Annotated in this window: 27 protein-coding genes and 1 pseudogene; 10 read left to right on the forward strand and 18 right to left on the reverse strand. The window is 69.0% G+C overall.

The window, feature by feature from the left end; all coding sequences use genetic code 11:
• Positions 1-10 precede the first annotated feature (10 nt).
• From purE to DI276_RS17925, 6 genes are all read right to left on the reverse strand, one after another.
• Positions 11-502, reverse strand: a complete 492-nt coding sequence (purE, locus tag DI276_RS17900) for a 5-(carboxyamino)imidazole ribonucleotide mutase (protein ID WP_198680733.1) — start codon at positions 500-502, stop codon at positions 11-13.
• Positions 499-1,686, reverse strand: coding sequence for a 5-(carboxyamino)imidazole ribonucleotide synthase (locus DI276_RS17905; RefSeq protein ID WP_112264741.1), 1,188 nt, complete (start codon positions 1,684-1,686; stop codon positions 499-501). Before DI276_RS17905 ends, purE begins: the two co-directional genes overlap by 4 nt.
• A 94-nt stretch (positions 1,687-1,780) precedes the next feature.
• Entirely contained in the window at positions 1,781-2,725 is a 945-nt protein-coding gene (locus DI276_RS17910; protein WP_112264743.1) for a hypothetical protein, read from the reverse strand.
• A complete protein-coding gene (locus tag DI276_RS17915; RefSeq protein ID WP_112264745.1) occupies positions 2,722-3,516 on the reverse strand; it encodes an ATP-binding cassette domain-containing protein in 795 nt (264 codons plus the stop codon). Before DI276_RS17915 ends, DI276_RS17910 begins: the two co-directional genes overlap by 4 nt.
• A complete protein-coding gene (locus DI276_RS17920; protein WP_112264747.1) occupies positions 3,513-3,893 on the reverse strand; it encodes a GntR family transcriptional regulator in 381 nt (126 codons plus the stop codon). Before DI276_RS17920 ends, DI276_RS17915 begins: the two co-directional genes overlap by 4 nt.
• Positions 3,894-4,003: 110 nt before the next feature.
• Positions 4,004-4,771 (reverse strand): GGDEF domain-containing protein, encoded by a 768-nt coding sequence (locus DI276_RS17925; protein ID WP_232836733.1) that lies wholly within the window; start codon positions 4,769-4,771, stop codon positions 4,004-4,006.
• A gap of 165 nt (positions 4,772-4,936) precedes the next feature.
• Between DI276_RS17925 and DI276_RS53005 the strand changes: the two are divergent.
• The 4 genes and pseudogenes from DI276_RS53005 to DI276_RS17945 all read left to right on the forward strand — a co-directional run.
• A pseudogene (locus DI276_RS53005) lies at positions 4,937-5,044 on the forward strand (helix-turn-helix domain-containing protein); the annotation flags it as partial.
• A gap of 119 nt (positions 5,045-5,163) precedes the next feature.
• On the forward strand, positions 5,164-7,383 hold the full coding sequence (locus tag DI276_RS17935; protein ID WP_112264749.1) for a sigma-70 family RNA polymerase sigma factor: 2,220 nt from the start codon (positions 5,164-5,166) through the stop codon (positions 7,381-7,383).
• A 123-nt stretch (positions 7,384-7,506) separates the two neighbouring features.
• Positions 7,507-8,106, forward strand: a complete 600-nt coding sequence (locus tag DI276_RS17940; protein WP_408610560.1) for a GtrA family protein — start codon at positions 7,507-7,509, stop codon at positions 8,104-8,106.
• A complete protein-coding gene (locus DI276_RS17945; protein ID WP_112264752.1) occupies positions 8,036-8,569 on the forward strand; it encodes a GtrA family protein in 534 nt (177 codons plus the stop codon). The genes DI276_RS17940 and DI276_RS17945 overlap by 71 nt, the downstream gene beginning before the upstream one ends.
• Positions 8,570-8,572: 3 nt before the next feature.
• Here DI276_RS17945 and DI276_RS17950 read toward each other — a convergent pair whose 3' ends face one another.
• Positions 8,573-9,847, reverse strand: a complete 1,275-nt coding sequence (locus DI276_RS17950) for an ATP-binding protein (protein ID WP_112264753.1) — start codon at positions 9,845-9,847, stop codon at positions 8,573-8,575.
• Positions 9,847-10,521, reverse strand: coding sequence for a response regulator transcription factor (locus tag DI276_RS17955; RefSeq protein WP_112264755.1), 675 nt, complete (start codon positions 10,519-10,521; stop codon positions 9,847-9,849). The genes DI276_RS17950 and DI276_RS17955 overlap by 1 nt, the downstream gene beginning before the upstream one ends.
• A 32-nt stretch (positions 10,522-10,553) precedes the next feature.
• Here DI276_RS17955 and hisN point away from each other — a divergent pair, with 32 nt between their 5' ends.
• Positions 10,554-11,333: a histidinol-phosphatase gene (gene hisN, locus DI276_RS17960; protein WP_112264757.1), complete on the forward strand. Its 780-nt coding sequence runs from the start codon at positions 10,554-10,556 to the stop codon at positions 11,331-11,333.
• On the opposite strand, the gene DI276_RS17965 is transcribed toward hisN, so the two are convergent.
• From DI276_RS17965 to DI276_RS17990, 4 genes are read right to left on the reverse strand one after another with little or no spacing between them, the layout of a single operon-like run.
• Positions 11,314-11,568, reverse strand: coding sequence for a hypothetical protein (locus DI276_RS17965; protein WP_112264759.1), 255 nt, complete (start codon positions 11,566-11,568; stop codon positions 11,314-11,316). The two genes, hisN and DI276_RS17965, sit on opposite strands and share 20 nt — an antisense overlap.
• A complete protein-coding gene (locus DI276_RS17970) occupies positions 11,565-14,093 on the reverse strand; it encodes a TNT domain-containing protein (RefSeq protein WP_157984781.1) in 2,529 nt (842 codons plus the stop codon). The genes DI276_RS17965 and DI276_RS17970 overlap by 4 nt, the downstream gene beginning before the upstream one ends.
• A gap of 1 nt (position 14,094) precedes the next feature.
• Positions 14,095-14,409: a WXG100 family type VII secretion target gene (locus DI276_RS17985; protein WP_112264765.1), complete on the reverse strand. Its 315-nt coding sequence runs from the start codon at positions 14,407-14,409 to the stop codon at positions 14,095-14,097.
• Positions 14,406-14,891: a YbaB/EbfC family nucleoid-associated protein gene (locus DI276_RS17990; RefSeq protein WP_112264767.1), complete on the reverse strand. Its 486-nt coding sequence runs from the start codon at positions 14,889-14,891 to the stop codon at positions 14,406-14,408. The genes DI276_RS17985 and DI276_RS17990 overlap by 4 nt, the downstream gene beginning before the upstream one ends.
• A gap of 96 nt (positions 14,892-14,987) precedes the next feature.
• Between DI276_RS17990 and DI276_RS17995 the strand changes: the two genes are divergently transcribed.
• A complete protein-coding gene (locus tag DI276_RS17995; protein ID WP_232836734.1) occupies positions 14,988-15,425 on the forward strand; it encodes a MaoC family dehydratase in 438 nt (145 codons plus the stop codon).
• Here DI276_RS17995 and DI276_RS18000 read toward each other — a convergent pair.
• From DI276_RS18000 to DI276_RS18015, 4 genes are read right to left on the reverse strand one after another with little or no spacing between them, the layout of a single operon-like run.
• Positions 15,409-15,957: a GNAT family N-acetyltransferase gene (locus tag DI276_RS18000; RefSeq protein WP_112264769.1), complete on the reverse strand. Its 549-nt coding sequence runs from the start codon at positions 15,955-15,957 to the stop codon at positions 15,409-15,411. The genes DI276_RS17995 and DI276_RS18000 overlap by 17 nt on opposite strands.
• Positions 15,954-16,883: a hydroxymethylglutaryl-CoA lyase gene (locus tag DI276_RS18005; protein ID WP_112264771.1), complete on the reverse strand. Its 930-nt coding sequence runs from the start codon at positions 16,881-16,883 to the stop codon at positions 15,954-15,956. The genes DI276_RS18000 and DI276_RS18005 overlap by 4 nt, the downstream gene beginning before the upstream one ends.
• Positions 16,870-17,394: a PH domain-containing protein gene (locus DI276_RS18010; RefSeq protein ID WP_112264773.1), complete on the reverse strand. Its 525-nt coding sequence runs from the start codon at positions 17,392-17,394 to the stop codon at positions 16,870-16,872. The genes DI276_RS18005 and DI276_RS18010 overlap by 14 nt, the downstream gene beginning before the upstream one ends.
• Positions 17,395-17,407: 13 nt before the next feature.
• Entirely contained in the window at positions 17,408-18,226 is an 819-nt protein-coding gene (locus tag DI276_RS18015; protein WP_112264775.1) for a biotin--[acetyl-CoA-carboxylase] ligase, read from the reverse strand.
• A gap of 117 nt (positions 18,227-18,343) precedes the next feature.
• Between DI276_RS18015 and DI276_RS18020 the strand changes: the two genes are divergently transcribed.
• On the forward strand, positions 18,344-19,990 hold the full coding sequence (locus DI276_RS18020) for an acyl-CoA carboxylase subunit beta (RefSeq protein WP_112264777.1): 1,647 nt from the start codon (positions 18,344-18,346) through the stop codon (positions 19,988-19,990).
• On the forward strand, positions 19,987-20,202 hold the full coding sequence (locus DI276_RS18025) for an acyl-CoA carboxylase subunit epsilon (protein ID WP_112264779.1): 216 nt from the start codon (positions 19,987-19,989) through the stop codon (positions 20,200-20,202). The genes DI276_RS18020 and DI276_RS18025 overlap by 4 nt, the downstream gene beginning before the upstream one ends.
• Before the next feature lie 61 nt (positions 20,203-20,263).
• Here the strand turns inward: DI276_RS18025 and DI276_RS18030 are convergent, their stop codons facing one another.
• Complete coding sequence (locus DI276_RS18030; protein WP_112264995.1) at positions 20,264-21,922, reverse strand: HNH endonuclease family protein; 1,659 nt, start codon at positions 21,920-21,922, stop codon at positions 20,264-20,266.
• A gap of 217 nt (positions 21,923-22,139) precedes the next feature.
• On the reverse strand, positions 22,140-22,535 hold the full coding sequence (locus DI276_RS18035) for a hypothetical protein (RefSeq protein ID WP_112264781.1): 396 nt from the start codon (positions 22,533-22,535) through the stop codon (positions 22,140-22,142).
• Positions 22,536-22,609: 74 nt separating this feature from the next.
• On the opposite strand from DI276_RS18035, the gene DI276_RS18040 reads away from it, so the two are divergent.
• Complete coding sequence (locus tag DI276_RS18040) at positions 22,610-24,001, forward strand: DHA2 family efflux MFS transporter permease subunit (RefSeq protein WP_269814273.1); 1,392 nt, start codon at positions 22,610-22,612, stop codon at positions 23,999-24,001.
• Positions 23,961-24,560: a Maf family protein gene (locus DI276_RS18045; RefSeq protein WP_112264997.1), complete on the forward strand. Its 600-nt coding sequence runs from the start codon at positions 23,961-23,963 to the stop codon at positions 24,558-24,560. Before DI276_RS18040 ends, DI276_RS18045 begins: the two co-directional genes overlap by 41 nt.
• The last annotated feature ends 123 nt before the right edge of the window (positions 24,561-24,683 follow it).

Below are 24,683 nucleotides of genomic sequence, written 5' to 3' on the forward strand. Positions count from 1 at the left end.
TGTTGAGCACTCAGAGGGACTTCTGCAGCGCCGCGTCCTTGTCTAGTACGAGCTGCTCGAGTTCCGCCTGGAAGCGGGCCATGCGCTCCTGCAACGCAGCATCCGAAGCAGCCAGCACGCGGACGGCCAGCAGACCGGCGTTGCGGGCGCCACCCACTGAGACCGTGGCCACCGGGACGCCTGCGGGCATCTGCACGATCGAGAGCAGGGAGTCCATGCCGTCGAGGTACTTCAGCGGCACCGGGACGCCGATGACCGGGAGCACGGTGGCGGAGGCGACCATGCCGGGCAGGTGGGCTGCACCGCCGGCACCCGCAATGATCACGCGCAGACCACGCGAGGCGGCCGAGTTCGCGTAGTCCAGCATCCGCTGCGGGGTGCGGTGCGCGGAGACGACGCTCACCTCGAACGAGACGTCGAACTCGGCGAGCGCCTCGGTGGCTGCCTTCATCACCGGCCAGTCCGAGTCGCTGCCCATGATCACGCCAACCTGCACAGTCACTCCGAGCTCCCGTGAATGTCGTATCCGTCTGACCAAACGCCGGCGGACAACCAGTCCGCGGCCAAGCGAGCGCGCTCACGCACCGACGCCATGTCGTCGCCGAGGAACGTCACGTGGCCGACCTTGCGGCCCGGCCGTTCCTCTTTGCCGTAGAGGTGCACGTGCGCGTCGGGGAAGCGCGCGAACAGGTGGTGCAGGCGCTCGTCGGGGCCCATCGCCGGTACCTCGGAGGCGCCCAACACGTTCGCCATCACCACGGCCGGCGCCATCAGGTCGGTGCGGCCCAGCGGGTAGTCCAGAACAGCCCTCAGATGCTGCTCGAACTGCGAGGTGCGCGCGCCCTCGATCGACCAGTGGCCGGAGTTGTGCGGGCGCATCGCGAGCTCGTTCACGACCACGCCGTCAGCGGTTTCGAACAGCTCCACGGCCAGCACGCCCACGACGCCCAGCGCCTCGGCGACCTTCAGGGCCAGCTCCTGGGCCGCGGCGCCGTCCAACGAAGGCGCCGGAGCGAGCACCTCGACGCAGATGCCGTCGGACTGCACGGTCTCGACGACCGGCCACGCCGCGCCCTGCCCGAACGGTGAGCGCGCGACCACGGCCGCCAGCTCGCGGCGCATCGGCACGCACTGCTCGACCATCAGCGGGGTGCCGGCCTCCAGCAGCTCGGGGACGACCAGCTCGGCGCTGTGCGGCTGGTTCAGCATCCACACGCCACGGCCGTCGTAGCCGCCGCGGACCGCCTTCAGCACGCACGGCCAGCCGTGCGCCGCACCAAAACGAAGAACGTCACGGACCTCGTGGACCTCGGCGAACGGCGGCACCGGCAGCCCCAGCTCGGCCAGCCGCACCCGCATCTTCAGCTTGTCCTGCGCGTACTGCAGCGCGTCCGGGCCGGGATGCACCTTCACGCCCTCGGCCACCAACGCGCGCAGGTGCTCGGAAGGCACGTGCTCGTGGTCGAACGTGACGACCTCGCAGCCCTTCGCGAACGCGCGCAACGCGTCCAGGTCGGTGTGCGTGCCGAGCACCACGTCCCTCGCGACCAGCGCGGCGGGGTCGTTCTCGGAGACGGCGAGCACGCGAAGCGACTGGCCGAGCGGGATCGCGGCCTGGTGCGTCATGCGGGCGAGCTGCCCGCCGCCGATCATGCCGACGACGGGGAGACGGGTACGGGAGTCCACGGTTCAGGCAGCCTACCTGCAACTTCAGCAGACCTCACACGCAGCCGACCCGCCGGAAAGCCCCACCCCCAGCAGGGCAGTCCGGCGGGCCGGGCTACCCCTGTGCGGCGGCAGGCTCGGACGTGGTCTCGGTCACCTCGACGGGCTCCGCCTCGGACGAGATGCGGCGGTGCCGGCGAGTCGGCTTCCACCCGCCGCCACGGCGCAGCAGCCGGAACGTCAGCGCGAACAGCACACCGGCGAGCAGCAGGTACACGCCGAACTCGATGTAGCGGAAGGCCGTCAGCCGCTCGATGGGCTGGTAGTCGACGTACGTGCCGACAGCGGTTCCCGAGGTGCGCATGCAGCTGTTCGGATTCGAGAACTTCGCGCACACCTCCGGCACGCCCACCGGATCCAGGTCGGCCGCGACGAAGCCGCCGTCGAGTTCGAGCGCACCCTGCGGGATCACCGGGGTGCTGTCCCAGCGGGCCACCGAGCGGCTCACCGGCAGATAGTGGTCGCGCAGCAGTGCGGACGTCATCACGCGGGACAGCGTGTAGAACACCAGCGTCGCGGCGATCGCGGTCACGACGTGCCTGCTGAGCAGGCCGATGAACACGCCGAGCGCCAGGCCGAAGACCGCGTAGCCCACCTGCACGGCCGGGTGCGCCTCGAAGGCCGACCACGCCGCCTGCGAGCCGACGTGGCCGTCGCCGAGGCCGACCACCAGGCCCAGCACGACGGCCAGCGTGCCGAGCACGATTGCCTTGCCGCGCAACCACTTCACGGGCGTGACGTCCTGGCCCCACGCCACGAAGTAGGTGCGTTCCTCCAGCTCGCGAGCGATCAGCGGGGCACCCCAGAACATGCCGACCACACCACCGAACACCAGCTGCACCATGAGGCCGTAGAAGCCGCTCATGGGCAAGGAGTCGAACGGCGAGTCGCGCGAGAACTCCGCCGAGGTGAGGCCGTACGCGGCCAGCAGGGCGACGACAGCGATGCCGAGGATGCTCCACCGGTGCTGACGCCAGGTCAGCCAGACGAGTGCGCTCATGCCGCACGCTCCAGGTGGGCCACGACCAGCTCCTCCAGCGTCACGTACCGGGCCTGCCACGGCTCGGCGATCTGCGTGCCGCCGGAGCGGACGAGGTACTGCGACTGCGACTTGCTGTGCTTCGCCAGCACGACGGGTCCTTCCACGGGTGACGTCGAGTCACGCGGACCCGTGTAGAGAACGTGCTCTTCGAGCAGCTCGTCGGTGTCGCCGTCCACCAGGAGGCGGCCGTCCGAGAGCAGCAGCAACCGGTCGGCCACGCCACCGATCTCCGCGACGACGTGCGTGGAGAAGATCAGCGTCATGCCGTTGTCGCTCACCTCGGTCAGCAGCTCCCGCATGACCTTGCGGCGCGCCAGGGGATCCAGTTCGGACAGCGGCTCGTCGAGCATCAACACGTCCGGGCGCGAACCCAGTGCCAGCGCGAGGGTCACGTGCGTGCGCTGGCCTCCGGAGAGGTCGCCGATCTGCAGCCGGCGCGGCACCTTGAACCTGGTGAGCCACTCGTCGGCGAGCTCGTTGTCCCAGACGTCGTTCATGCGGCGGCCGAACTGCAGGACGTCGGCCACCTTGAAGTTCTTGTACATCGGCTTGTGCTGCGGCACGTACGCCACGCGGCCCGCGATCGACGCGTGCCCCGTCTCCGGCGGCAGATGACCGGCCAGCACGTTCAGCAACGTCGACTTGCCGGAGCCGTTGGCTCCCACGAGTGCCGTGACGCTGCCCGGCGGCAGCTCGAAGGAGACGTTCCGCACCGCCCACTTCGACACTTCGGCCGCGACCACGCTCATTGCGCTCCCCCACTCAGCACCTCGCGCAGCAGCGCGTAGATGTCCTCGTCCTCCAACCCGGCGGAGCGTGCCTCCGTGACCCAGTCGGCGAGCGTGGCCCGCAGCGGGTCGAAGTCCTCGGGGGCCGCGGACCCCGGAGACGCCTTGACGAAGGTGCCGGAGCCCTGACGGGCTTCGACGAGGCCGGCGAGCTCCAGCTCGCGATAGGCCTTGAGCACGGTGTTCGCGTTCACGCCGCTGCTCGCGACGACGTCCCTGACCGTGGGCAGGCGATCACCCGGTTGCAACCAACCGAGCCTCAAGGCCTCCCTGACCTGCCGCCCCAGCTGCAGGTACGCGGGAAGACCGCTGCCACGGTCGACGTGGAACTCGACCACAAACGCTCCCCAGATTGTTCTACTAAACTAAGACAATAGAACACTTCTGCGGACGTTGGGAAGCACCCCGGTGGGGACGGGGAGGCACACGGGCGCGGGACAGGGGGAAGTCAGCGCCCGAGTGAAGTGAGCAGCGCGCACGCCTCGGCGTGCGTGTCCGGCAACCGCTCGGTCCACACCTTCGCGGGCCCGACCGGCCGCACGTTGGGGTCGTCCGCCAGCCGGTCAGCGGCCAGAACGCGCAGGTTGGAGACGCGGCGCGCCAGCAGTTCGTCACGGCGTACGAGGACCGCGGCCACGCACGGGCCGAGCGACGCCAGCGTCTCGCCGCCGTCGAACACCGTGCGTAGAGCGTCCGAGACGAGGGTCATCGCGACGACGCGAGACCAGCCCGTGGCGCGGTGCACGTCGAGGCGCAGCATCACCAGTGCGTAGTCGAGCGACGCCACCGGTGTCTCCCGGTAGATCTCGCCGAGCCGAGTCCGCAGGTACGCGGCTGTCGCCAGCCCGGTCAACGGGTCCTCGGCCGCGCACTCGCCGGCCTGCTTCGTCACCACGTCCGCCCATCCCAGCGCTGTCATGCGCAGCATCCGTGAAGGGAGCGCGTCGACGTTCGGCGACACGATGTGCGACGCGTCGGTCAGCACGGCGTGCAGCGCGGCCAGGTCGAGCAGCGTCTCGCTCAGGCCCGCTCCGGCCTCGGCCCGCGCCCGGCCCAGCCGGACCAGCGCGTCGCCGGGGTCGGCGTCCTCGAGCATCGCCGCGCACACCTCGTCGACCTCGGCGAGCGGCCAGTCTGCGGGGAACGCCCAGCCGGCGGCCATGGTGGCGGTCCGCCACCTGGACTTCAGCAGGCGTTCCGCTTGTGCGACACCCACCCGGTCTCCCTTCAGCTCTCCGATTCCAGGTGGGAGACGCGGTCGCCAACGATTCGTGACGCAACCCGCGTGGGGGATTGCAACTGCCCGGTGAAACGCGAGCAAACGTGGGTGTCTGTGTGGCAAGCCGGGGTTGTCGGTGTTGCTCGCTACCGTGGCGGCGAGATGGTTGTGGTGATCCAGGCGTACCGGTTTGCGCTCGATCCGACCGCGGGGCAGCAAGCGGACCTGCGGTCGCATTGTGGTGGGCAGCGGTACGCGTTCAACGCCGCCGCAAGGCGACGACTGTCTGAAGACCGTGAACCCACAAGCACTCACACTTCAGAACGGATTGAGATGACTCTGCAGGGCGTCGTGCGTCACACTGAGCGCCGCGAGGAGGGAAATGAATCTTGGCTGCCGTTCCTGCAGAGGTCCAGGGCCCGAGCGACGCGGAACTCATCGAGTCCGTGCGCGGAGGGACCATTGACGCCTACGGCCAGTTGTACGAACGGCACGTCTCTGCGGCCTACAACCTCGCCCGCCAGTTGGCCCGCTCGCAGGCCGAGGCCGACGACCTGGTGGCGGAGGCCTTCGCGAAGGTGCTCGACACGCTGCGGGCCGGCCGCGGTCCCGACTCCGCCTTCCGCGCCTACCTGCTGACGGCCCTGCGGCACACCGCGTACGACAAGACCCGGCGCGACAAGAAGGTCGACCTCACCGAGGACATGACCGACGTCGCACCGGCGGTCCAGTTCAGCGACACGGCGGTGGCCGGGCTGGAACGAAGCCTGGCCGCCCGCGCGTTCGCCGCGCTGCCGGAACGCTGGCAGATGGTGCTCTGGCACACCGAGATCGAGGGCCAGTCGCCTGCGGACGTCGCCCCGCTGCTCGGGCTGACGGCCAACGGCGTGTCCGCGCTCGCCTATCGCGCCCGTGAGGGCCTCAAGCAGCAGTACCTGCAGATGCACCTGGCCGAGACCGACGCGGAACGGTGCAAGGCGACCGTCGACCGGCTCGGTTCCTGGACTCGTGCCGGCCTGTCCAAGCGCGAGGCGACGCAGGTCGAGGCGCACCTCGACGAGTGCGGTCGGTGCCGGGCGCTGGCCGCCGAGCTCGCGGACGTCAACGGTGCGCTGCGGATCTTCGTCGCGCCGCTGGTGCTCGGCGTCGGCGCCACGACCTACCTGGTGGCCGCGGGTACGGCGACCACCGCCGTCGTCGGTGCCGGTGCGGCCGCCGGTGGTGCGGGCGCGGTCGGTGCCTCGATCCCCCGCCAGCTCGTCACCGTCGGTGGTTCCGCGGCCGCCGTGGCCGCCGCCGTCGTGATCGCGCTGACCGCGGGCGGCGGGGAACAGCAGACGCCGCAGGTGCAGGCCGCCGAACCGCCACCGCCGGCGATCACGCAGGTCCAGCCACCGCGGCCGGTCCCCCCGCCGGCGCCGGTGCAGCCGCCGCCCACGACGGAGCCGCCGCCACCGAGCCCGTCACCGTCCCCGACGCCGCCGCCCAGTCCGGCGCCGGCCCCTACGCCGACCCCGGAGCCGACGCCTCCGCCCGCGTCGCTCACGCCGACGACGCCGACCGGGTTCACGTTGACGCCCGGTGAGGAGCCCAAGGACTTCCCGATCACCGTCCGGAACACCGGCGGCACCGCGGCGCCGCCCGCGAGCATGGTGCTGAACCTGCCGCCCGGCGTGCTGTCGACCGGCGGGCCTGCCTCGTTCGCGGCGCGGTTGCTGCAGCCGGACGGGTCCGCCGAGCAGACGGTGAACTGCCCGGCCGGTGGCGGCACGATCACCTGCGAGACGCCCCAGGGCATCGCGCCCGGCGGGCAGGCGACGTTCCTGTTCCGGCTGCGTGCGACCGAGGAAGCGATGACCGGCACGATCACCGGCACGATTTCCGCGGGTACCGCGATCTCGGTCAACGTCAGCATCGCGGTCGACGTGCCGCCGATCAACGACGACATCGAGCTGACCGTGTCGACGTGGCACCAGGTCTACTGGGACCCGCGCGTCGACGTGAAGGTGCGCAACAAGGGTCCGCGGGCGGGCACGTTGAAGCTGGACGTGTCGTCGTCGGAGAACATCGTGGTGTTCACGCCGTGCCGTGAGTGCTCGCGGACGGACAAGAACTCGATCCACTGCGAAACGGACCTGGACAAGGGCGGGAAGTTCCGGATGTCCGTGTGGGCGTTCGGGCTGCCGCACCGGGGCGGGACGATCACCGTCACCGCGTCGCTGGGCAACGCGACCAAGACCGTGACCGTGCCGGTCAAACAGCGTCCTGGCCACTCGCCGGTCGCCGACAAACCACTGCCGCCGCCAGCGGAAACGCCTGATCCGACCACGGTGCCGCCCACGACGACCACGCCGCCGGCGAAGCCGACGCCGCCCGCCGAGCCCGCGAAGCCGGGTACCCCGACGTTGCCGCTGCCGTTGCCGACGCCGGACCTGCCGCCGGTGCCGCCGCCACCGTCTTCCGAGACGCCGACGCCGCCCGTGCCGCCGTCGACCTCGGTGCCGACCGCGCCGCCGAGGTCCGAGGAACCGTGCGAGCCGCAGCCAGGTCTGCTCCCGTGGCTGCTCCCCGACTTCCTGGGGCAGCCGTGCCAGCCGCCGCGAAGTTGATCAAACGTTGATCTTTCCCAAGATCGACACCGTCACTGAACGTGCAGGTCAGATACCTCTGGGTGGTTTCGGGCAACACCCGGAGGCAAGGACCGTTAGCTAGATCCGTAAGCTGGCGCGGTGCTGCCAGTCGTTCGCCGGGCCATGAGCCGGTTGCCAGAACCACTCCAGTTCCTGCTCCACAAGCACCGTGAGCTGATCCGCTTCGCGCTCGTCGGCGGCACGACGTTCCTCGTCGACAACGGTGTCTGGTACGCCCTCAAGCTCACCGTGCTGACCGACAAGGTCGTCACGGCGAAGGTCATCGGCGTGCTGGTGGCGATCATCGCCTCGTACGTGCTGTCCCGCGAATGGTCGTTCCACACTCGCGGCGGCCGCGAGCGCCACCACGAGGCAGCGCTGTTCTTCCTGGTCAGCGGCATGGGCGTGGCGATCAACATCATCCCGCTGTGGCTGTCGCGGCACCTCTTCGGCCTGCAGGCGCCGTTCGTCACGGTGCTGACCGAGGAGATCGCGGACTTCGTCTCCGGCTCGATCATCGGCATGCTGCTCGCCACGGGCTTCAAGTTCTGGGCGATGCGGCGCTGGGTGTTCCCGGACGCCGGCGCACGGCCTGACCGCCGCGTTCACCCGATCTCCGTAGACTCACCCCGTGTCCCTAGCCGAAACAGTGGTCTCGAGATTTCCGGAGCCAATCCGGTCGATCGCGCTGAAGCATCGTGAACTAGTCAAGTTCGCGCTGGTCGGCGGCACCTGCTTCGTGATCGACACGGTCCTGTTCTTCGGGATCAAGACGGTCATCCTGCCGAACAACCCGGTGACGGCGAAGATCATCGCGACTCTGGTCGCCACGATCGTGTCGTACATCCTCAACCGGGAGTGGTCGTTCCGCACCCGCGGGGGTCGCGAACGCCATCACGAGGCGGCACTGTTCTTCCTGGTCAACGGCATCGGCATCGTGCTGAACTCAGTGCCGCTGTACGTCGCGCGGTACCTGTTCCACCTGCAGGAGCCGAACGTGTCGCGACTCGCCGAGGAGATCTCGGACTTCCTGAGCGCGCAGATCGTCGGCACCCTCATCGCGATGGCTTTCCGCTGGTACGGCTACAAGAAGTGGGTCTTCCCCGAGCAGAACGCGCGGGGCCCGCGGCCGCTGAACGAGGAAGAGGCCCTCGGCCACTCCTGATCCTCATCTGGGCGTGCTCGGCGCCTTCCACGGTATGCCGACGACGTCCTGCGCCTTGGGCACCGGCAGGAACACCGCGAACGTCGCCGGGCGGGCCGTCGACAGCTCCAGCCGGCCACCGTCCGCGTCGACCAGCGCCCTGGCCAGCGCCAGTCCCACGCCGGTCGACCCACCGCCGGACACACCGCGTTCGAAGATGTGCGCCGCGAGCTCGTCGGGCACACCCGCGCCGCCGTCGCTGACCTCGACCACGACCGTGCCCTCTTCGCTGCGCGCGGCCACGACGACGGAGCCCTCGCCGTGGCGCAGGGCGTTGTCGAGGAGCACCCCGATGGCTTCGCGGAGGCGGGCCGGGGTGGCGCGGGCGAGCAGGCCGTCCGGGACGCGCACGCGCAACGTCCGGCCGTGGCTCTTGACCTGTTCGCGCCACTCCTCGGCGATGGCGTTCAGGGCCGGCCTGAGCTCCAGCGGCTCGGCGCCGACGGCTCTGGCTGCACGAGCGGCGGCGAGCAGCTCGTCCAGCACGGCGGCGAGGCGTTCGGCCTGTTCGAGTGCCGCGCGGGCTTCCTGAGCCGTGTCGGGTTCGGGGTGTTCGGCGAGAGCTTCCAGGCGCAGCTGCAGGGCCGTGAGGCGGCTGCGGAGCTGGTGGGAGACGTCGCCGACCAGCTCGCGTTCGCGTTGGACCAGGCGGGCCAGTGCGGTCGCCGAGGTGTCGAGGGCCTCGGAGACCGCGTCGAGCTCCGGGATGTCGTAGCGCTTGTCGTCGGCCCGGAAGTCGCCTGCACCCAGGCGGGACGCGCGGGCGGCGACGTGGCCGAGCGGGCGGGCAAGCGTTTGCGCTGTGACGAGAGCGACGACGGTCCCGGTGCCGACGGACAGCGCGAGCAGCAGCAGGACCAGGCCGGCCACCTGGGCCTGGGTGGTGTGCATCGGGGCGGAGGGGATCTCCAGCCGGACGGTGCCCTGCTGCGCGATCGGCAGCTCGACGGCCAGCGGGTCGTCGCCAGGTGAGGGACCGGTCACCGTGGTGGCGCCACCGGAGATCACGGTGAGGCGGCCGTCCGCCGGGATGACGAACTGGACGGCCTCTATGTTGATGCCCTCCCGGTTGGCGAGCTGGTCGTCCAGTTCGGTCGCGATGCTCTGGGTGATCTTGGTGAGTTCGCCGCGCGCGTTGTCCTCGACGAGCGTCAACGCCGAGTAGCCCAGCGGCAGCCCGAGGACGATCCCCGTGACGGCGACGGCGAGCAGAATCGCCCGCAGGATCCGGCGGCGCATCAGTCGGCGTTGAAGCGGAAACCGCGGCCGCGGACGGTCGCGATGCGTTTCTCGGCGGAGTTCGGGGTGCCGTCGCCGAGCTTCCGGCGCAGCCACGACATGTGCATGTCGAGCGTCTTGCTGCCCTTGAGGTCCGGGTCGTTCCAGACCTCGGAGAGGATCTCGTCGCGGCTCACGACCTGGCCCGCGCGCTGGATCAGCACCTTGAGGAGCTCGAACTCCTTGTTCGCGAGCTGGATCTCGCCGCCGTCGACCGTGACGCGGCGGGCGGCGAGGTCGACGCGCACGCCGTTGACCTCGAGCGTGCCGGGTGCGCGGCGGCGGAGCAGGGCCCGGATGCGGGCCATCAGCTCGGCCAGCCGGAACGGCTTCGCCACGTAGTCGTCCGCGCCCGCGTCCAGCCCGACCACGAAGTCGACCTCGTCGGCGCGGGCGGTGAGCATCAACACCGGGATGCCTCTGCCGTTCTGCCGGAGTCTGCGGCAGACCTCCAACCCGTCCATGCCGGGCAGGCCGAGATCGAGGACCAGGAGATCGATGCCCCCGACCATCGCGGCTTCGAAGGCACGCGGCCCGTCCGCGACGACCTGCACTGAGTAGCCCTCCCGCGTCAACGCGCGGGAGAGCGGTTCCGCGATGGCCGGGTCGTCCTCGGCCAGCAACACCACGCTCACGGCGCCCAGCGTATTCGTGGAACGATCGCCGCGTGTCACGCCACGATGCTGATCTCGAACTAGCCCTCCGCCTCGCCGACGCCGCCGACGCGATCACCTCCGCCCGATTCCGCGCTCACGACCTCACGGTGGAGCGCAAGCCGGACCGCACGCCCGTGACCGACGCCGATGTCGCCGTCGAGGACGCGATCCGCGCGGTGCTGTCCGCCGAACGCCCGTCCGACGTCGTGATGGGCGAGGAACGGGGCGGCACGCTGGACGCTTCGCGCGTCTGGGTGCTCGACCCGATCGACGGCACCAAGAACTTCCTGCGCGGCGTCCCGATCTGGGCGTCGCTGATCGCCCTGGTCGTCGACGGCACGCCGGTCGTGGGTGTCGTGTCCGCGCCCGCGCTGGGTCGCCGTTGGTGGGCCGCTGCCGGTGGTGGCGCGTTCGCGTCGGATTCCTTCGGCGAGCGCGCGATCTCCGTGTCCGGGGTGCGCTCTCTTGAGGACGCGTACGTGTCGACGACCGACGTGAAGTCGTGGGTGGAGTACCACTCGCGCGAGGCGTATCTGCGTTTGGTGGACGCCACCTGGGAGAGCCGCGCGTTCGGTGACTTCTACCAGCACTGCCTGGTCGCCGAGGGCGCCATCGACCTCGCTCCCGAGTGCGTGGCGAACCCGTGGGACATCGCCCCGTTCCAGGTGCTGGTGACCGAGGCGGGTGGCCGTTTCACCTCACTGTCCGGTGAGGAGCGTTACGACGGCGGCGACGTGCTGACGTCGAACGGCCACCTGCACGAGGCAGCTCTCAAGCTGTTGGCACGGTAAGACTTCCGCGCGCGACCTGCGCCCACGCCAGCCGGCCGAAGAGGTAGTGGCACGCCACGCTCTCGTCGTCGAACCGGGCCCAGTCGTAGCGGTTGCCCTGCTCCTGCCAGAACACCTCGTGGCCGTTGTCGTCGGTGAGGAGGCACCAGCGCTGGTCCGCCTCCTCACCGATGCTGACGACGTCGTCCGGCACGCCGATCTTCGTCAGCCACTCCGGCAGCGTCTCGACGTTCATGCGGTGATCTCCGTGAGGTAGCCGAGCGCGACGAGGTCAGCGACCGGATAGGTGGTGCGGTAACGACTTCCGCCGCCGGGCTGGCCGAACCACGGCGCGCTGATGGTGCGGTGGACAGGCAGGTCTTTGTCGACGCGGTACCTGCGATAGCCCTCGTCCGCGGCCTGCGGGGGCAGCGAGCGGTGGCTGAACGGGGTGCCCGCCGTGGCGAGGACGCGGCCTTCCGGCGTGCCGAACCGGTCGAGCTCGGCGCCTGCCTCGAGGACCTCCGGCTGGCTGTCCTCGTAGCCGCCCTCACGTTCGACCGGCCAGCGCGGGGTGCCGTCCTCGTGCTGGAAGAGGCTCTCCCAATCGCGTTCGTGCATGCCGGCCAGCGGGTCGTAGCCCTCCAGCAGCTGCTGCACTGTGCTGTGGTCTTTGCCGAGGCCCTCGGAGTGGGCGGTCGGTTGGGCGGCGGACACGTCGACCAGGTCGGCCTGCGGGTGGTCGTGCGGGGCGAACCTCGGGGTGACCTGCTGGTCTTCTTGTGCTGGTGGTGCTGGCAGCTGCCTGGCGGGCTTCGGGGCCAGGCGCGGGGCCCGGCCTGCCGACAGGAAGATGGCCATGAACCAGCTGCCGGCCGCGGCTGCGGTGTAGGTGTGGCGGGCGATGTCGTAAGCGGATGCGGGGAGACCGGACAGGGCCTGGTTGTGCTCGCGGTTGTCGAGGCGATCCAGGCGGTCGGTGAGGGCGCCGCCCTGGTGGCCGCCGCTCAGGTCCACACCGGCCAGCGGGGCCGAGGTGACGGTCTGGCCGGTCGACCGGGCGCCGAGGTCCACACCGGACCCTGGTGCGACCGGGGCGGCGATGGTCTCGCCGACCTTCTGCGTGCCGGGGCCTGAGGCGTCGTTGCCGACGTCGCCGAACGCGGGATCCTTGAGCAGCGCGTCCTTCAGGGCGTCCTTGGCCGGGTCCTTGGCAAGCGCGTCCTTGCCACCTGCCTGGGTCTGCTGTGCCTGGCCGGGAGCCTGGTTGCCGCTCTGGCCGGCATGGCCTGAACCTTGCTGGCCGCTGACCGCGCTCTGCACGCCCGCCGCCTGCCCGGCCACTGCCTGGCCGACCGCACCCACCGCGCCCGGCACGCCCGTCTTGGCCGCCGCTGCGGCTTGCTGGGCCGCCTGCGGTCCTGCCTTCCCGTCCGCGGCCTTGGCACCCTGCTGAGCGGCCTGGCCTTGCTGAGCCTGACCCTGCTGCGCCGCACCCTGCTGGCCGGCGACCGCGCCCACCTGGGCACTTGCCGCCGGAGCCGCCGACTGCACACCACCGACAGCGCCACCCACGGCACCACCGACAGGGCCGCCCACGGGTCCACCCGCAGGTGCGCCACCGAGCGTCGGTCCGGCGGGAGCAGCCGGGGCGGCAGGACCCGCGGCCTGCGGTGCGGCCGGTTGGCCGGGCACCTCACCGCCGCGGATCAGTGGCTGGTCGAGCACTGCGGCCGAGGCCTGGGTCGTGCCTTCGGCGATCGGGCCCAGGCTGCCCTGAACGCTCGGGATCACGTCCGCCACCGGCGCGACGACCGCCGGGACGGCCTGGGCCACCTCGGGAACCAGGCCCGGCAGGACCTGAGGCCCGCGGCCCTCGCCATGTCCTTCGCCGCGGCCGGGACCTTCGTCGTGGCCCTTGCCGGGGCCGTCGAACACCTGACCAGCGGTATCACGGCCGCCGGGTACCGCCTCGACCGCCGGCTGCAGCACGGCGGCGGCGGGGGCGGTCACGGGAGCAGCTGCGTTGAGAACTGGTGCGGCGGCGTCGGTCACGGCGCCCACGACCGGTGCGACCGGACCGGTGACAGCGCCGACCACCGGGGCGACCGGGCCGGTGACACCGCCGACCACGGGGGCGACCGCGTTGGTGACCGGTGCAACCGCCTGGGCAACGGGTTCGACCACGCCGCCGACGATGTTCGTGACCGGGGAAAGCAACCCGCCGGGGCCGTGCGCGCCCGGTGACGTGTTCACGGGCGGCGAGGCGTGGCTCATGTCCACCCCGCTGTCGAGGCGGATGGCGGCAGACAGCGTGTTCTGGAGGTTCGCGACGTTGGCCGCGGTGCCTCGGGTCAGCGTGTCGAGGCCGACCAGAGCGTTGGGGTTGCCGGTGGAAGCCGAAGCCTTGGCCGCGTCGTTGTTCTTGGCCAGCGTCACGAGCTCGCGGACGATCTCGACCTTCGCGGCACCGACCTGCTGGGCGGCGTGGTCGAGGCGGTCGGCGGCGGCGTGACAACCGCGAGCTGCGCGCTGGAGATCGCCGTCCGGCGCCACGACCTTGGCCCAACGCCCACGCGCGGCGTCACCGGTCGCGCCCGTGACACCTTCCAACGCGCGCGTCGCAGCACCGTCGGACGAGGTGCCCAGGCCCTTGATCTTGTCGCCAGCCTCGCGCCACGCGCTGGCGCTGGAGCGCATGGCGTCCTCGTCGGCCTTGGGCCACGTGACGCCTGCCTTGGCCGCGACCTCGGTGAGTTCGACGGGTAGCTCGATGCCCATGTCAGCCCTCCAGCCTTCTCATCGCCGACGCGTTGCTCTGCTCGACGTGCCGGTACGTCTCGGCCGTCGCGGCGAGCTTCTCGCCCACGTCCCCCAACGTCGTCGCGAGTCCCGACAACGCCCCGGCCGCATCCCCGGAAGGCTTCTCGTGCGAGGCGGCGAAACTCCGCCCCACCGCGTCGTCACCCCAGCAGGAACCGAACGCGGCCAGCGCCTTGTCGAGCGTCGAAGCGATCTCGGTCGCCTGACCGGCGAACCCCTTCAACTCCCGCGCCCCGGCGTCCAGCCGATCGAGGTCGGCCTCGTACCCGGTCATCGGACCCTCCTGTTGATGAGCTCGGAGTCGAGCCAGCTCTCCCGTTGCTCGTTGTCCTCGTCGTCATCCATCCGACGCCGAACAGGCTGCCGTCCCAAATCCACCGTCTCGGTCTCGTCCACCGCGTACTCGGCAGGCCGCAGGTCAGCCGTGCCGGCGACGAGCGCAGCGGGATCCGTCGAGGCAGGCAACACCGCACTCAACGCCTGATAGGTGCCCTCAGCAGCGGAAGCAGCGGCCGCGCCCACAGTCCGCACGATCAGCTCGGCCAACTGCTCCGGCCGATGCCGTCGATACGCCAGCTCGGACAGCTCCAGCCCCACGAGCTTGCCGCCGGTGCCGACGGTCGCGGTGACCGTCCCATCCGGACTGGACGCCTGCCCGGACACGGCCGCGAGCTCACGCTGGACCGACGCCAGCTGCTCACGGCTGCGCCGGTAGTCGGCGAGCAGTTCCTCGACCTGCGCACGGTGGTCGGCCACCGAGTCCCCCTCACACGCATAGCCCTGGGCTCGGGCTCTTGGACGCCGTCGCCCTTAGATCGGTTCCCAGCGGATTCAGTTACGTACGATCAACGCGTGATCGCGTTCGAGGATCTGCCCGCAGGCAAAATCATCCCGCTCGGCGAGGTAATCGTCGACCGGGACGACATGGTGGACTTCGCGCAGAAGTTCGACCCGCAACCCTTCCACCTGGACGAGGAAGCGGGCCGAAACTCGATTTTCGGCGGTTTGTCCGCCTCTGGCTGGTACACGGCGTCGCTGTGGATGCGCCGCTGGGTCGACGTGGTGCTGTCCGACTCCACCTCCCAGGGCTCGCCGGGCGGCCGCGAACTGTCCTGGCTGGCACCGGTCTACCCGGGCGACAAGCTGACGTTCGCCGCCGAGGTGCTGACCGCCCGACTGTCGAAGAAGCGCCCGAACCTGGGCCTGGTGGAGTTCGCGGGCACGGCTCACCGGGACGACGAGCTGGTCTACAGGTTCATCGCCACGGGGATGTTCACAGCGCGCGGCTGACCAGTGCTCGCCGCGTCCCCCGGCGTTCGACCAGCTCGAAACCTGCGTCCAGGAACGTCGCCAGGCGGCCGTGGTACAGCTCGCCCGCCTGCAACTTCCGGCCATCGGTGTCGATCGGATACCCCTCGATCGACTCGGCACCTGCCTTGGCCGCGTGCGACACGGCCGCGTCCAGCAGCAACGACGTCACCCCCTGCCGCCGCGCTGACCGGTGCACGTAGAAGCACGTCACCGACCACACACCGGAGATGTCGTCGGAAACAGGAGCGGTGATCTTCGACCGGCCCAGCCTCGAGTACGAGGCCCGAGGCGCGACGGCCACCCACCCGACCGCCTCACCGGAGTCGGAGACCGCGAGCAACCCGATCGGCGAACCCAGCCGCTCACGCAGCACAGCCCGGTTGTCGTTCACTTTCAGCTCGGCGTTGGTCTGCATGAACCAGGTGCAGAAACACCACTCGACCGTCTTGCTGGTGCTGAACAACGCCTCGGCCAACGGCCAGGTCTCAGCAGTCAGCTCGACGACCTTCACTTGGCCAGCGCCCGCACAACCCGAGAAGGACTCGGCCGCCCGAGCTGACCAGCCATCCACACCGACGTCTCGACGAGCTTGTCCAGGTCGACACCGGTCTCGATGCCGAGCCCGTCGAGCATCCACACCAGATCCTCGGTGGCGAGGTTCCCGGTAGCCGACTCCGCGTACGGACACCCACCAAGACCACCGGCAGACGAGTCCACAGTCGTGACGCCACAACGCAAAGCGGCCAACGTGTTGGACAGCGCCTGCCCATAGGTGTCGTGGAAGTGGACAGCCAGCCGAGTCACGTCCCGGAAGCCCTCCAGCAGCGACTCGACCTGTCCCGGCGTCGCCACGCCGATCGTGTCGCCCAGCGACAGCTGCGAACACCCCATCTCCAGCAGACGCTCACCAACGGCCACGACCTGGGCGCGCGGAACGGCACCCTCCCACGGGTCGCCGAAACACATCGACACGTACCCGCGCACATCCATGCCGGCCGCCAAAGCCCGCTTCACCGTCGGCTCGAACATCTCGAACTGCGAGTCCAGCGTGCGGTTGAGGTTCTTCGACGCGAAGGTCTCGGTGGCCGAAGCGAAGATCGCGATGTGCGACACCCCGGCCTCCAGCGCGCGGTCGAGGCCGCGCTCGTTCGGCACCAGCACCGGGTAGATCACGCCGGGCCGTCGGTCCAAACCGGACAGCAGTTCGGCAGCATCGGCCAGTTGCGGCACCCACTTGGGGTGCACGAACGACGTGGCCTCCAAAACGGACAGTCCGACCGAAGCAAGCCGCGACAGGAACTCCAGCTTCACCGACACCGGCACGACCGTCGACTCGTTCTGCAGCCCGTCCCGCGCGCCGACCTCCCAGATCGTCACCCGCGAGGGGAGCGTTCCGGAGGGCACCACGTCGGGCAGGCCGGCCTCACGCGCGCCCATCGAGCGTCCTCGGGTGGAAGTCGTCGTCGGGGTTGTCGTTGACCTCGCGGTACAGCAAGGAGTGCACCCTCTCCACGGACGGGATGTCGTCGAACTCGAGCGGCTCGTCCGACGCCGACTCGATGATCAGCGTGCCGCAGCCCAGCACCCGGTCGATCAGGCTGTGCTCGAACCGGACGCTGTTGATGCGGGACAGCGGGATGTCCAGGCCGGTGCGCTTGAACACGCCCTCGCGCGCCATGACCCGGTCCGACGTGACGATGAAGTGCGTGGTCCGCCAGCGCATCAGCGGCGCGAGCGTCAGCCAGGTGATCAGCACGAGGCCGATCACGGCCAACGCGATCCACGCGATGGTGGCCCACGGCTGGTCCACGACGAGTCCTGCCAGGTAGGTGCCGAGCGCGACGACCACCAGCAGCCAGAACACCGGGAAGATCAGCATCTTCCAGTGGGGATGCCGGTGGATCACGACGTGCTCGCCGGAGCTCAGCAGGTCGTCGGGGTAGGCCATGGGCCAACCCTAATCACGCCGGGCGCAAATGCACCACGTCACCAGCGGACACGCCGTGATCCACACCATCGGTGCCGCGCACGACCAACGTGCCGTCGGCCTCGATGCGCTGGGCCACCCCGAGCAGCTGAACCCCACCGGAAAGTTCGACGCGCACGCGCTCGCCGACGGTGGCGCAGTGCTCCTGGTACTCCTCCAGCACCCCGGACTCGGCCGCGTCACCTCCGTTCTTGCGCCACACGCCTTCCAGCTGGGCCAGTTCGACCAGCAACCGGAACGCCAGCTCGCCGCGGTCGAGCTCGGCGGCGCCCACGTCCTCCAGCGACGTCGGCGCGAGACCGCCCGGCGCCGGCTGGACGTCGGCGGGCAGCTTCGCCACGTTCAGGCCGATGCCCACGACGACGGCCTGCGCGACGCCGGCGGTGATCTCGGACAGGATCCCGGCGCCCTTCTCCGCCTTGGGGCCGAGCAACAGGTCGTTCGGCCACTTCAGCGTCGCGTCGACACCAACCGATTGGGCGACGCGCACCAACGCCAGACCGGCGATGAGGTTCAGCCACGGCAGCCGTTGGGCAGGCACCTCAGAAGGTCGGAACAGCACGCTCACGTAGAGCCCGCCGGGCGGCGACGACCAGGTGCGGCCACGACGGCCCTGGCCCGCGGTCTGCTCCAACGCGATCAGCACGGTGCGGTCTTTGGCGCCTGCCGCAGCAGCTGCAGCCAGGTCCGTGTTGGTGGACGCAGTGGAGTCCACGACGTCGAGAGCGGCGTACGGACCGTTGGGTGCGACCAGCCGTGCGCGCAGCGCCTCGGCGTCGAGTGCGGTGTCCATCGCGCCAGGCTATTGGAACGAGAGAGAGTACGTGCGACAAGAGATTGCCAACAGGTTGCCGTGACCTGGACAACTGCACGGGGCAGTTCAGCAATGCTCTCGTTAGGCTGCGAGCCCATGAGCAGTGCGACCGAGCCGATCGGGCACGTCCCCACCGACGCATCAGGCGTCCCGGACGTCCACACCACCGCGGGCAAGCTCGTTGACCTCTACCGGCGCAACGACGAGGCGGTTCACGCCGGCTCGGCACGCGCGGTCGAAAAGCAGCACGCGAAGGGCAAGAAGACCGCCCGCGAACGCATCGACCTCCTGCTCGACCCCGGTTCGTTCGTCGAGCTGGACGAGTTGGCGCGGCACCGGTCCACCAACTTCGGCCAGGAGAAGAACCGCCCGTACGGCGACGGCGTGGTGACGGGCTACGGCACCGTCGACGGCCGCCCGGTGTGCGTGTTCTCCCAGGACGTCACGGTCTTCGGCGGCTCGCTCGGCGAGGTCTACGGCGAGAAGATCGTCAAGATCATGGACCTGGCGATCAAGACCGGCCGCCCGATCATCGGCATCAACGAGGGCGGCGGCGCGCGCATCCAGGAGGGCGTCGTCTCGCTCGGCCTCTACGGCGAGATCTTCACCCGCAACGTCCGCGCGTCCGGCGTGATCCCGCAGATCTCGCTGATCATGGGCTCCAACGCGGGTGGCCACGTCTACTCCCCCGCGCTGACCGACTTCGTGGTGATGGTCGACCAGACCTCGCACATGTTCATCACCGGCCCGGACGTCATCAAGACCGTCACCGGCGAGGACGTGACGTTCGAGGAGCTCGGTGGCGGTCGCACGCACAACACCAAGTCCGGCAACGCGCACTACCTCGGCACCGACGAGGAAGACGCGATCGGGTACGTCAAGGAACTGCTGTCGTACCTGCCGTCGAACAACCTGAGCGACGCGCCCGCGTTCGAGGGCACCCTGACCGAGGGCTCGGTCAGCGACTCGATCACGGACACCGACCGCGAGCTCGACACGCTCATCCCGGACTCGGCGAACCAGCCGTACGACATGCACGAGGTCATCAGTCGAGTTCTGGACGACGGCGACTTCCTCGAGGTCCAGCCGCTGTTCGCGCCGAACATCCTGGTCGGCTTCGGCCGGGTGGACGGGCACTCCGTCGGTGTCGTCGCGAACCAGCCCACCCAGTTCGCGGGCTGCCTCGACATCGACGCCTCCGAGAAGGCCGCGCGGTTCGTGCGCACCTGCGACGCGTTCAACATCCCGGTGCTGACGTTCGTCGACGTGCCCGGCTTCCTGCCCGGCACCGACCAGGAGTGGAACGGCATCATCCGGCGCGGCGCCAAGCTGATCTACGCGTACGCCGAGGCCACCGTCCCGCTGGTCACCGTCATCACGCGCAAGGCGTACGGCGGCGCGTACGACGTCATGGGCTCCAAGCACCTCGGCGCCGACATCAACCTGGCGTGGCCGACCGCGCAGATCGCCGTCATGGGTGCTTCCGGTGCGGCGAACATCGTGCACCGCAAGACTCTGGCGGCTGCTGCCCAGAACGGCGAGGACGTCGACGCGCTGCGTGCCCAGTTGCAGCAGGAGTACGAGGACACGCTGTGCAACCCGTACCAGGCCGCTGAGCGCGGGTACGTCGACTCGGTGATCCCGCCGTCGTACACCCGCAGCTACGTGGCGCGGGCGCTGTCGATGCTGCGGGACAAGCGGGAGACGCTGCCGCCCAAGAAGCACGGGAACATCCCGCTGTGACCGCCGACCAGCCACTGCTCCGGGTCGTCAAAGGCACCCCGGACGACCACGAACTGGCGGCACTGACCGCTGTCGTCGCCGGGCTGGCCGCGGCCGTGCCCGTCGAGGACAAGCCTGCGCGGCGTTCGGAGTGGGCCAACCCGGCTCGCCGGGTGCGCAGGCCGTTGCAGCACGGGCCGGGTGCCTGGAAGGCGTCCGGCTTCCCCGGCTAGGAGCCTGTGGTGGTTCCGGCGTTGCGGAATCGGAACCACCACAGGCGATACTTAGTGCGACTTAGCTCGCGCTGAACAACAGCGCTTGCCCTGACTCTTTAAAGCCCGAGTTGCAGTATGGATGAGAGAGTTGTCCGTTGCTTGGCGTACCGAGCCCGCCGTCCTGCTTGCGCACTATATGGTCAACCGTCGCAGAATTGGCGGAGAGCCGAGCACCACAGATACCACAACGCTCCGCTCGCTCCAGCGCCGACTTCAGGTAGATCGCCGTTTTCGTCTTGCCGGAGAAAGTCGGACCAAACTTGCGATCCTCCTCCGTCAGCACTTCGATCGTCTTCTCGAGCGCGGGCAACTTCTTCAAGTCTTGCACAATGTCGTTCCCGGACCGACCCGCGTGCACGGAGTTCAAGATCGCTTGGTACATGGCAAGCATAGGGGCGACCGATTTCTGCAAACTCCCGTAGCGTCGGACGAGCTGATTCAGGAAGTACTTGTACTCGACTAGGAATTCCTCGAACCGCGCCCGCATGGAAGTAAATTCCCTCAGCTTGCCACGTTTTTCGAGGTCCTGAATGAGCTCAACTGTCGCAAGAAACGCCGCAGGCTGGAAACGTCCGGTCGCACTGTAGAAGTACACCGCCGGATGCAACCCAAGCGAAGATGGCAAGTTACCCGATACGCGAGTAGCCACCTTCCTAACGGCACGCATGCACTTCAGCGTCGCATCTCCCTCAACATCATCAGCCAAAGGCTCGCGCGATGGATCGACCGTCTTTCTGCTACGCCTCTTCTTTCCTTCGTCCTCACGATCTTCGCGCCATGTCTCCGGATGAATGTCGTTAACGAAGTTGACCAGCTCGAAAACCATTCGGACGCTGTCCGCGGAGTACCCGCGCCCGGCAACGGGTAGATCGCCGGTCTTTATCGGAGAGTCCAGCGAAGGCTTGAACAAGAGGTCATAAACCTCCTTTGCAATCCTCTCGATTTCCTCTTTTTTCTCACCGCTAAAGCCCGACCAGTACTTGTGCCCCGTGCCGGCCCGAATGAAGGCCCTGGCTGCCAGCGCGTTCGGCTTACGCCGAGCCCTAATCATGTCTAACTCGGTCTGGTCGATCGGAGTCGCCTTCTGGTTGATACGAAAGAACGAGCTTTCTGCCTTCTCTGCCTCACCCTGCACCCACTGCAAGTGAATCGCGAACGCATGCATGTTTCGCGCAAGCCTGAGCTGCTCCTTCGGCACGGTGTCAGAATTACGCAGGGCAGCACTGAGCTTCTTGTACGACCCGACCGTCGCGTCGATCAACTTCCGCGTGGCATCGGCCGCTTTCTTTTGCTCATCCGGAATGACGCTGTCGAAGAACCTCAGCGATGCATGACTGTCACCATAGTCGTCCTGCACCCACGCAATCAGGGCACTCAGCCGGTGTGCTCCATCGATCACGAAGATGCTTCCGCTGGACGGCGAGCGCCAGAGAATCACCGACGGAATCAGGTCACCCTCCAGAAAGCTGTTGACCAGCTCAGCAACCTTCTCCGGAGTCCAGTTGGCGGTTTCACGCTGAAAGTCCGGCTTACGGAGCACGGTGTAGGCAATGTTCTCAGCACCCAAATCCGAGATCTTCATCGTCGTGGTCAACGACGCGGGAGCGACCATCTCGTCAGCAGCCGCCTCGAAGTCTTCCCGAGGGATCAGCGCATCTAGATTCACATGGGTAGCCATGACATCCTGTTTCACTTCAGCGCGGCAGGCAGGTCAACCTCAGCACGCGCGGCGGTTGCCGTACGAGGATGACTTCGCTATGCCGGAGACCAGCGTTACTCGTATCGGCGGCGCTCAGCAGAACAGGTGAAATTGCTGGCCACAACGTCAGCCAGCAGGTAGCCAATTCGCCATATTCCCGCTCACTAGGAAACCTAGGAGCACAGTCACCTAGAGGTCAGCCACTGCCGCACGAGACGCGGCGGCTGCTGACGTTCAGGCCGACGGCGACCTCGCGACAGCGGGTCTCGCCGTCGACCTCGAGCTTCAACGTCCAGAACTCGCTGCCGTACACGTCGGTCCTGCGCAACACCTGGACGTTCGCGAGGTTGAGCGGCAGGTTGCCGCGCACCGCCGGGACGACCTGGCTGAACAGCGCGTTCTCGGCACGGTCGATCCGGTCGGCGAACGGCCAGATCGGCACGCCGTAGCCGATGGGATCGCTCGCGAGCACGCTGCCGACGGCCCACGACCCGACGAGGGCGCACAGGCCGATGAGCAGTGCCGCGATCCGTCTGCGCTTGCCTTCGCGATCGGAACCGCGTTCGGTGAGGACAAGCACCCAGCGCTTCACTCTGTCGAGGGTGCCGACGGACGGGGTGATCGCGCATCAGTAGCACTACTCAAAGCTGGCGGGCCATCTCGGCGCTGTGCGTCGGGTTCTTCATGATCCTGCTGGACACGACCATCGTGAACGTCGCGATGCCCGCGATGATCGACGGTCTGCGCGCGTCGCTGAACGACATCATCTGGGTCAACAGCGCCTACCTGCTCACGTTCGCCGTGCCGTTGCTGCTGACCGGCAGGCTGGGCGACCGGTTCGGGCCGAAGCGCGTCTACCTCACCGGCCTCACGATCTTCGTCCTTGCCTCGCTGACCTGCGGGCTGGCCACGAGCGCCGAACTGCTCATCGCCGCCCGCGCCGTGCAGGGACTCGGCGCCGCGGCCATGACACCGCAGACGATGGCGTTCATCACGCACCTGTTCCCGCCGCACAAACGCGGTGCCGCGCTCGGCGTGTGGGGGTCGGTTGCCGGGTTCGCGACGGTGTCGGGGCCGCTGCTCGGGGGACTGCTCGTCACCACGCTCGGCTGGGAGTGGATCTTCTTCGTCAACCTCCCGCTCGGCGTGGTCGCGCTGGTGCTGGTGCTGCGCTGGGTGCCGGACTGGCAGCCGGGCCGGTCGCACCGGTTCGACGTGCTCGGCATCGTGCTCTGCTGCCTCGGGCTCGGGCTGGTGGTCTTCGGCGTGCAGAACGGCGAGCACTACGGCTGGGGCAGGGTCGCCGGTCCGATCAACATCACCGAGATCATCGTCACCGGCGCGGTGCTGCTGGTCGTGTTCGTGCTCTGGCAGGCGGCGGGCCGCAACACCGAGCCGCTGCTGCCGCTGCGGATCTTCGGCAACCGGAACTTCTCGCTCGGCAACGTGGCCAACGTGATCATCGGCTTCTCCGTCACCGGGTTGTTCGTGCCGCTCGTGCTGTTCGTGCAGACGGTGCCGAAGCTGTCGGCGTTCGAGGCCGGCCTGCTCACCGCACCGACCTCGCTGACGTCCGGCGTCGTCGCGTTCTTCGCGGGACGGCTGTCGAACGGGCCCGGCGCGAAGTACCTGCCGATCACCGGCTTCGTGCTGCTCGGGGGCGGCATCGCGGTGCTGACGCTGCAGCTGGGCGGGTCTCCGTGGTTGCTGCTGCCCGCACTCGTCGTGGTCGGCGCCGGGATGGGGATGGTCTACGCGCCGCTCACCAACATCGCGACGAAGACGCTCGACCCGGTGCTGATGGGCGCGGGCTCCGGCATCTACAACACCTCGCGGCAGTTCGGCGGCGTGCTCGGCAGCGCGGGTACCGGTGCCGTGCTGCAGGTCGTGCTGGCCGCGACGGGCGACTTCACCACGGCCACGCGCGGCGCGTTGCTGATGCTGGTCGCGTCCACCGTCGTCGGGGTGACCGCGGCGGTGCTGATGAGGCGCGAAACGGGCGTGCAAGACTCCGCTGGTGCGTCTGATCCTGGCCTCCCAGTCACCCGCCCGTCTTAGCGTCCTGCGCGCCGCGGGCATCGAGCCCGTCGTCCGCGTGTCCGGCGTCGACGAGGACGCGCTGGTCGCGTCGCTCGCCAACCCCACGCCAGAGGAGACCGTCGTCGCGCTGTCCGCGGCGAAGGCGGAGGCGATCGAGCACGACTCCGAGTGCGTCGTCGTGGGCTGCGACTCGATGCTGCTGTTCGAGGGCGAACTCGTGGGCAAGCCCGGTACGGCCGAGGTCGCGCGGGAACGGTGGCGGCGGGTCGCCGGCAAGAGCGGCTCGCTGATCACCGGGCACACCGTGTTGCGGGTCTCCGGCGGCGCGGTGATCGGCAAGGCTTCTGCCGCCGAGGCGACGATCGTGCGGTTCGGCACGCCGTCGGACGACGAGCTGGAGGCGTACATCGCGACGGGTGAGCCACTTCACGTCGCGGGCGGGTTCACGATCGACGGGCGCGGTGGCTGGTTCATCGACGGGATCGACGGCGACCACTCGTCCGTCATCGGGATCAGCCTGCCGCTGACCCGCAGGCTGCTCGGCGAAGTGGGCGTGCCGGTCTCGTCGCTCTGGTAGCCGCAGCCGTCCGGGTGTCCACACTCTGGTAGTGCTGGTCACACTTCCCCTGATCAGGGAAGACTGCCCTCAACGCCGGCGTTGGGGGCTAGCGGTGAACGAGTACTTGACGCGTCGCAGGCA

It is taken from the genome of Lentzea terrae, from assembly GCF_003265345.1.
GTDB classification, from domain to species: Bacteria; Actinomycetota; Actinomycetes; order Mycobacteriales; family Pseudonocardiaceae; genus Lentzea; species Lentzea terrae.

Bases quoted from the DNA above. Each gene is read 5' to 3' on its own strand.
- DI276_RS17970 (WP_157984781.1), bottom strand. From the start codon at position 14,093: ATGGGCATCGAGCTACCCGTCGAACTCACCGAGGTCGCGGCCAAGGCA.
- DI276_RS18005 (WP_112264771.1), bottom strand. From the start codon at position 16,883: ATGGGCGCGCGTGAGGCCGGCCTGCCCGACGTGGTGCCCTCCGGAACG.
- DI276_RS18030 (WP_112264995.1), bottom strand. From the start codon at position 21,922: ATGGCTACCCATGTGAATCTAGATGCGCTGATCCCTCGGGAAGACTTC.
- DI276_RS17910 (WP_112264743.1), bottom strand. From the start codon at position 2,725: ATGAGCGCACTCGTCTGGCTGACCTGGCGTCAGCACCGGTGGAGCATC.
- DI276_RS18015 (WP_112264775.1), bottom strand. From the start codon at position 18,226: ATGGACACCGCACTCGACGCCGAGGCGCTGCGCGCACGGCTGGTCGCA.
- DI276_RS18010 (WP_112264773.1), bottom strand. From the start codon at position 17,394: ATGGCCTACCCCGACGACCTGCTGAGCTCCGGCGAGCACGTCGTGATC.
- DI276_RS17985 (WP_112264765.1), bottom strand. From the start codon at position 14,409: ATGACCGGGTACGAGGCCGACCTCGATCGGCTGGACGCCGGGGCGCGG.
- DI276_RS17965 (WP_112264759.1), bottom strand. From the start codon at position 11,568: ATGAACGTCGAGACGCTGCCGGAGTGGCTGACGAAGATCGGCGTGCCG.
- DI276_RS18020 (WP_112264777.1), top strand. From the start codon at position 18,344: ATGAGCAGTGCGACCGAGCCGATCGGGCACGTCCCCACCGACGCATCA.
- DI276_RS17915 (WP_112264745.1), bottom strand. From the start codon at position 3,516: ATGAGCGTGGTCGCGGCCGAAGTGTCGAAGTGGGCGGTGCGGAACGTC.
- DI276_RS17950 (WP_112264753.1), bottom strand. From the start codon at position 9,847: ATGCGCCGCCGGATCCTGCGGGCGATTCTGCTCGCCGTCGCCGTCACG.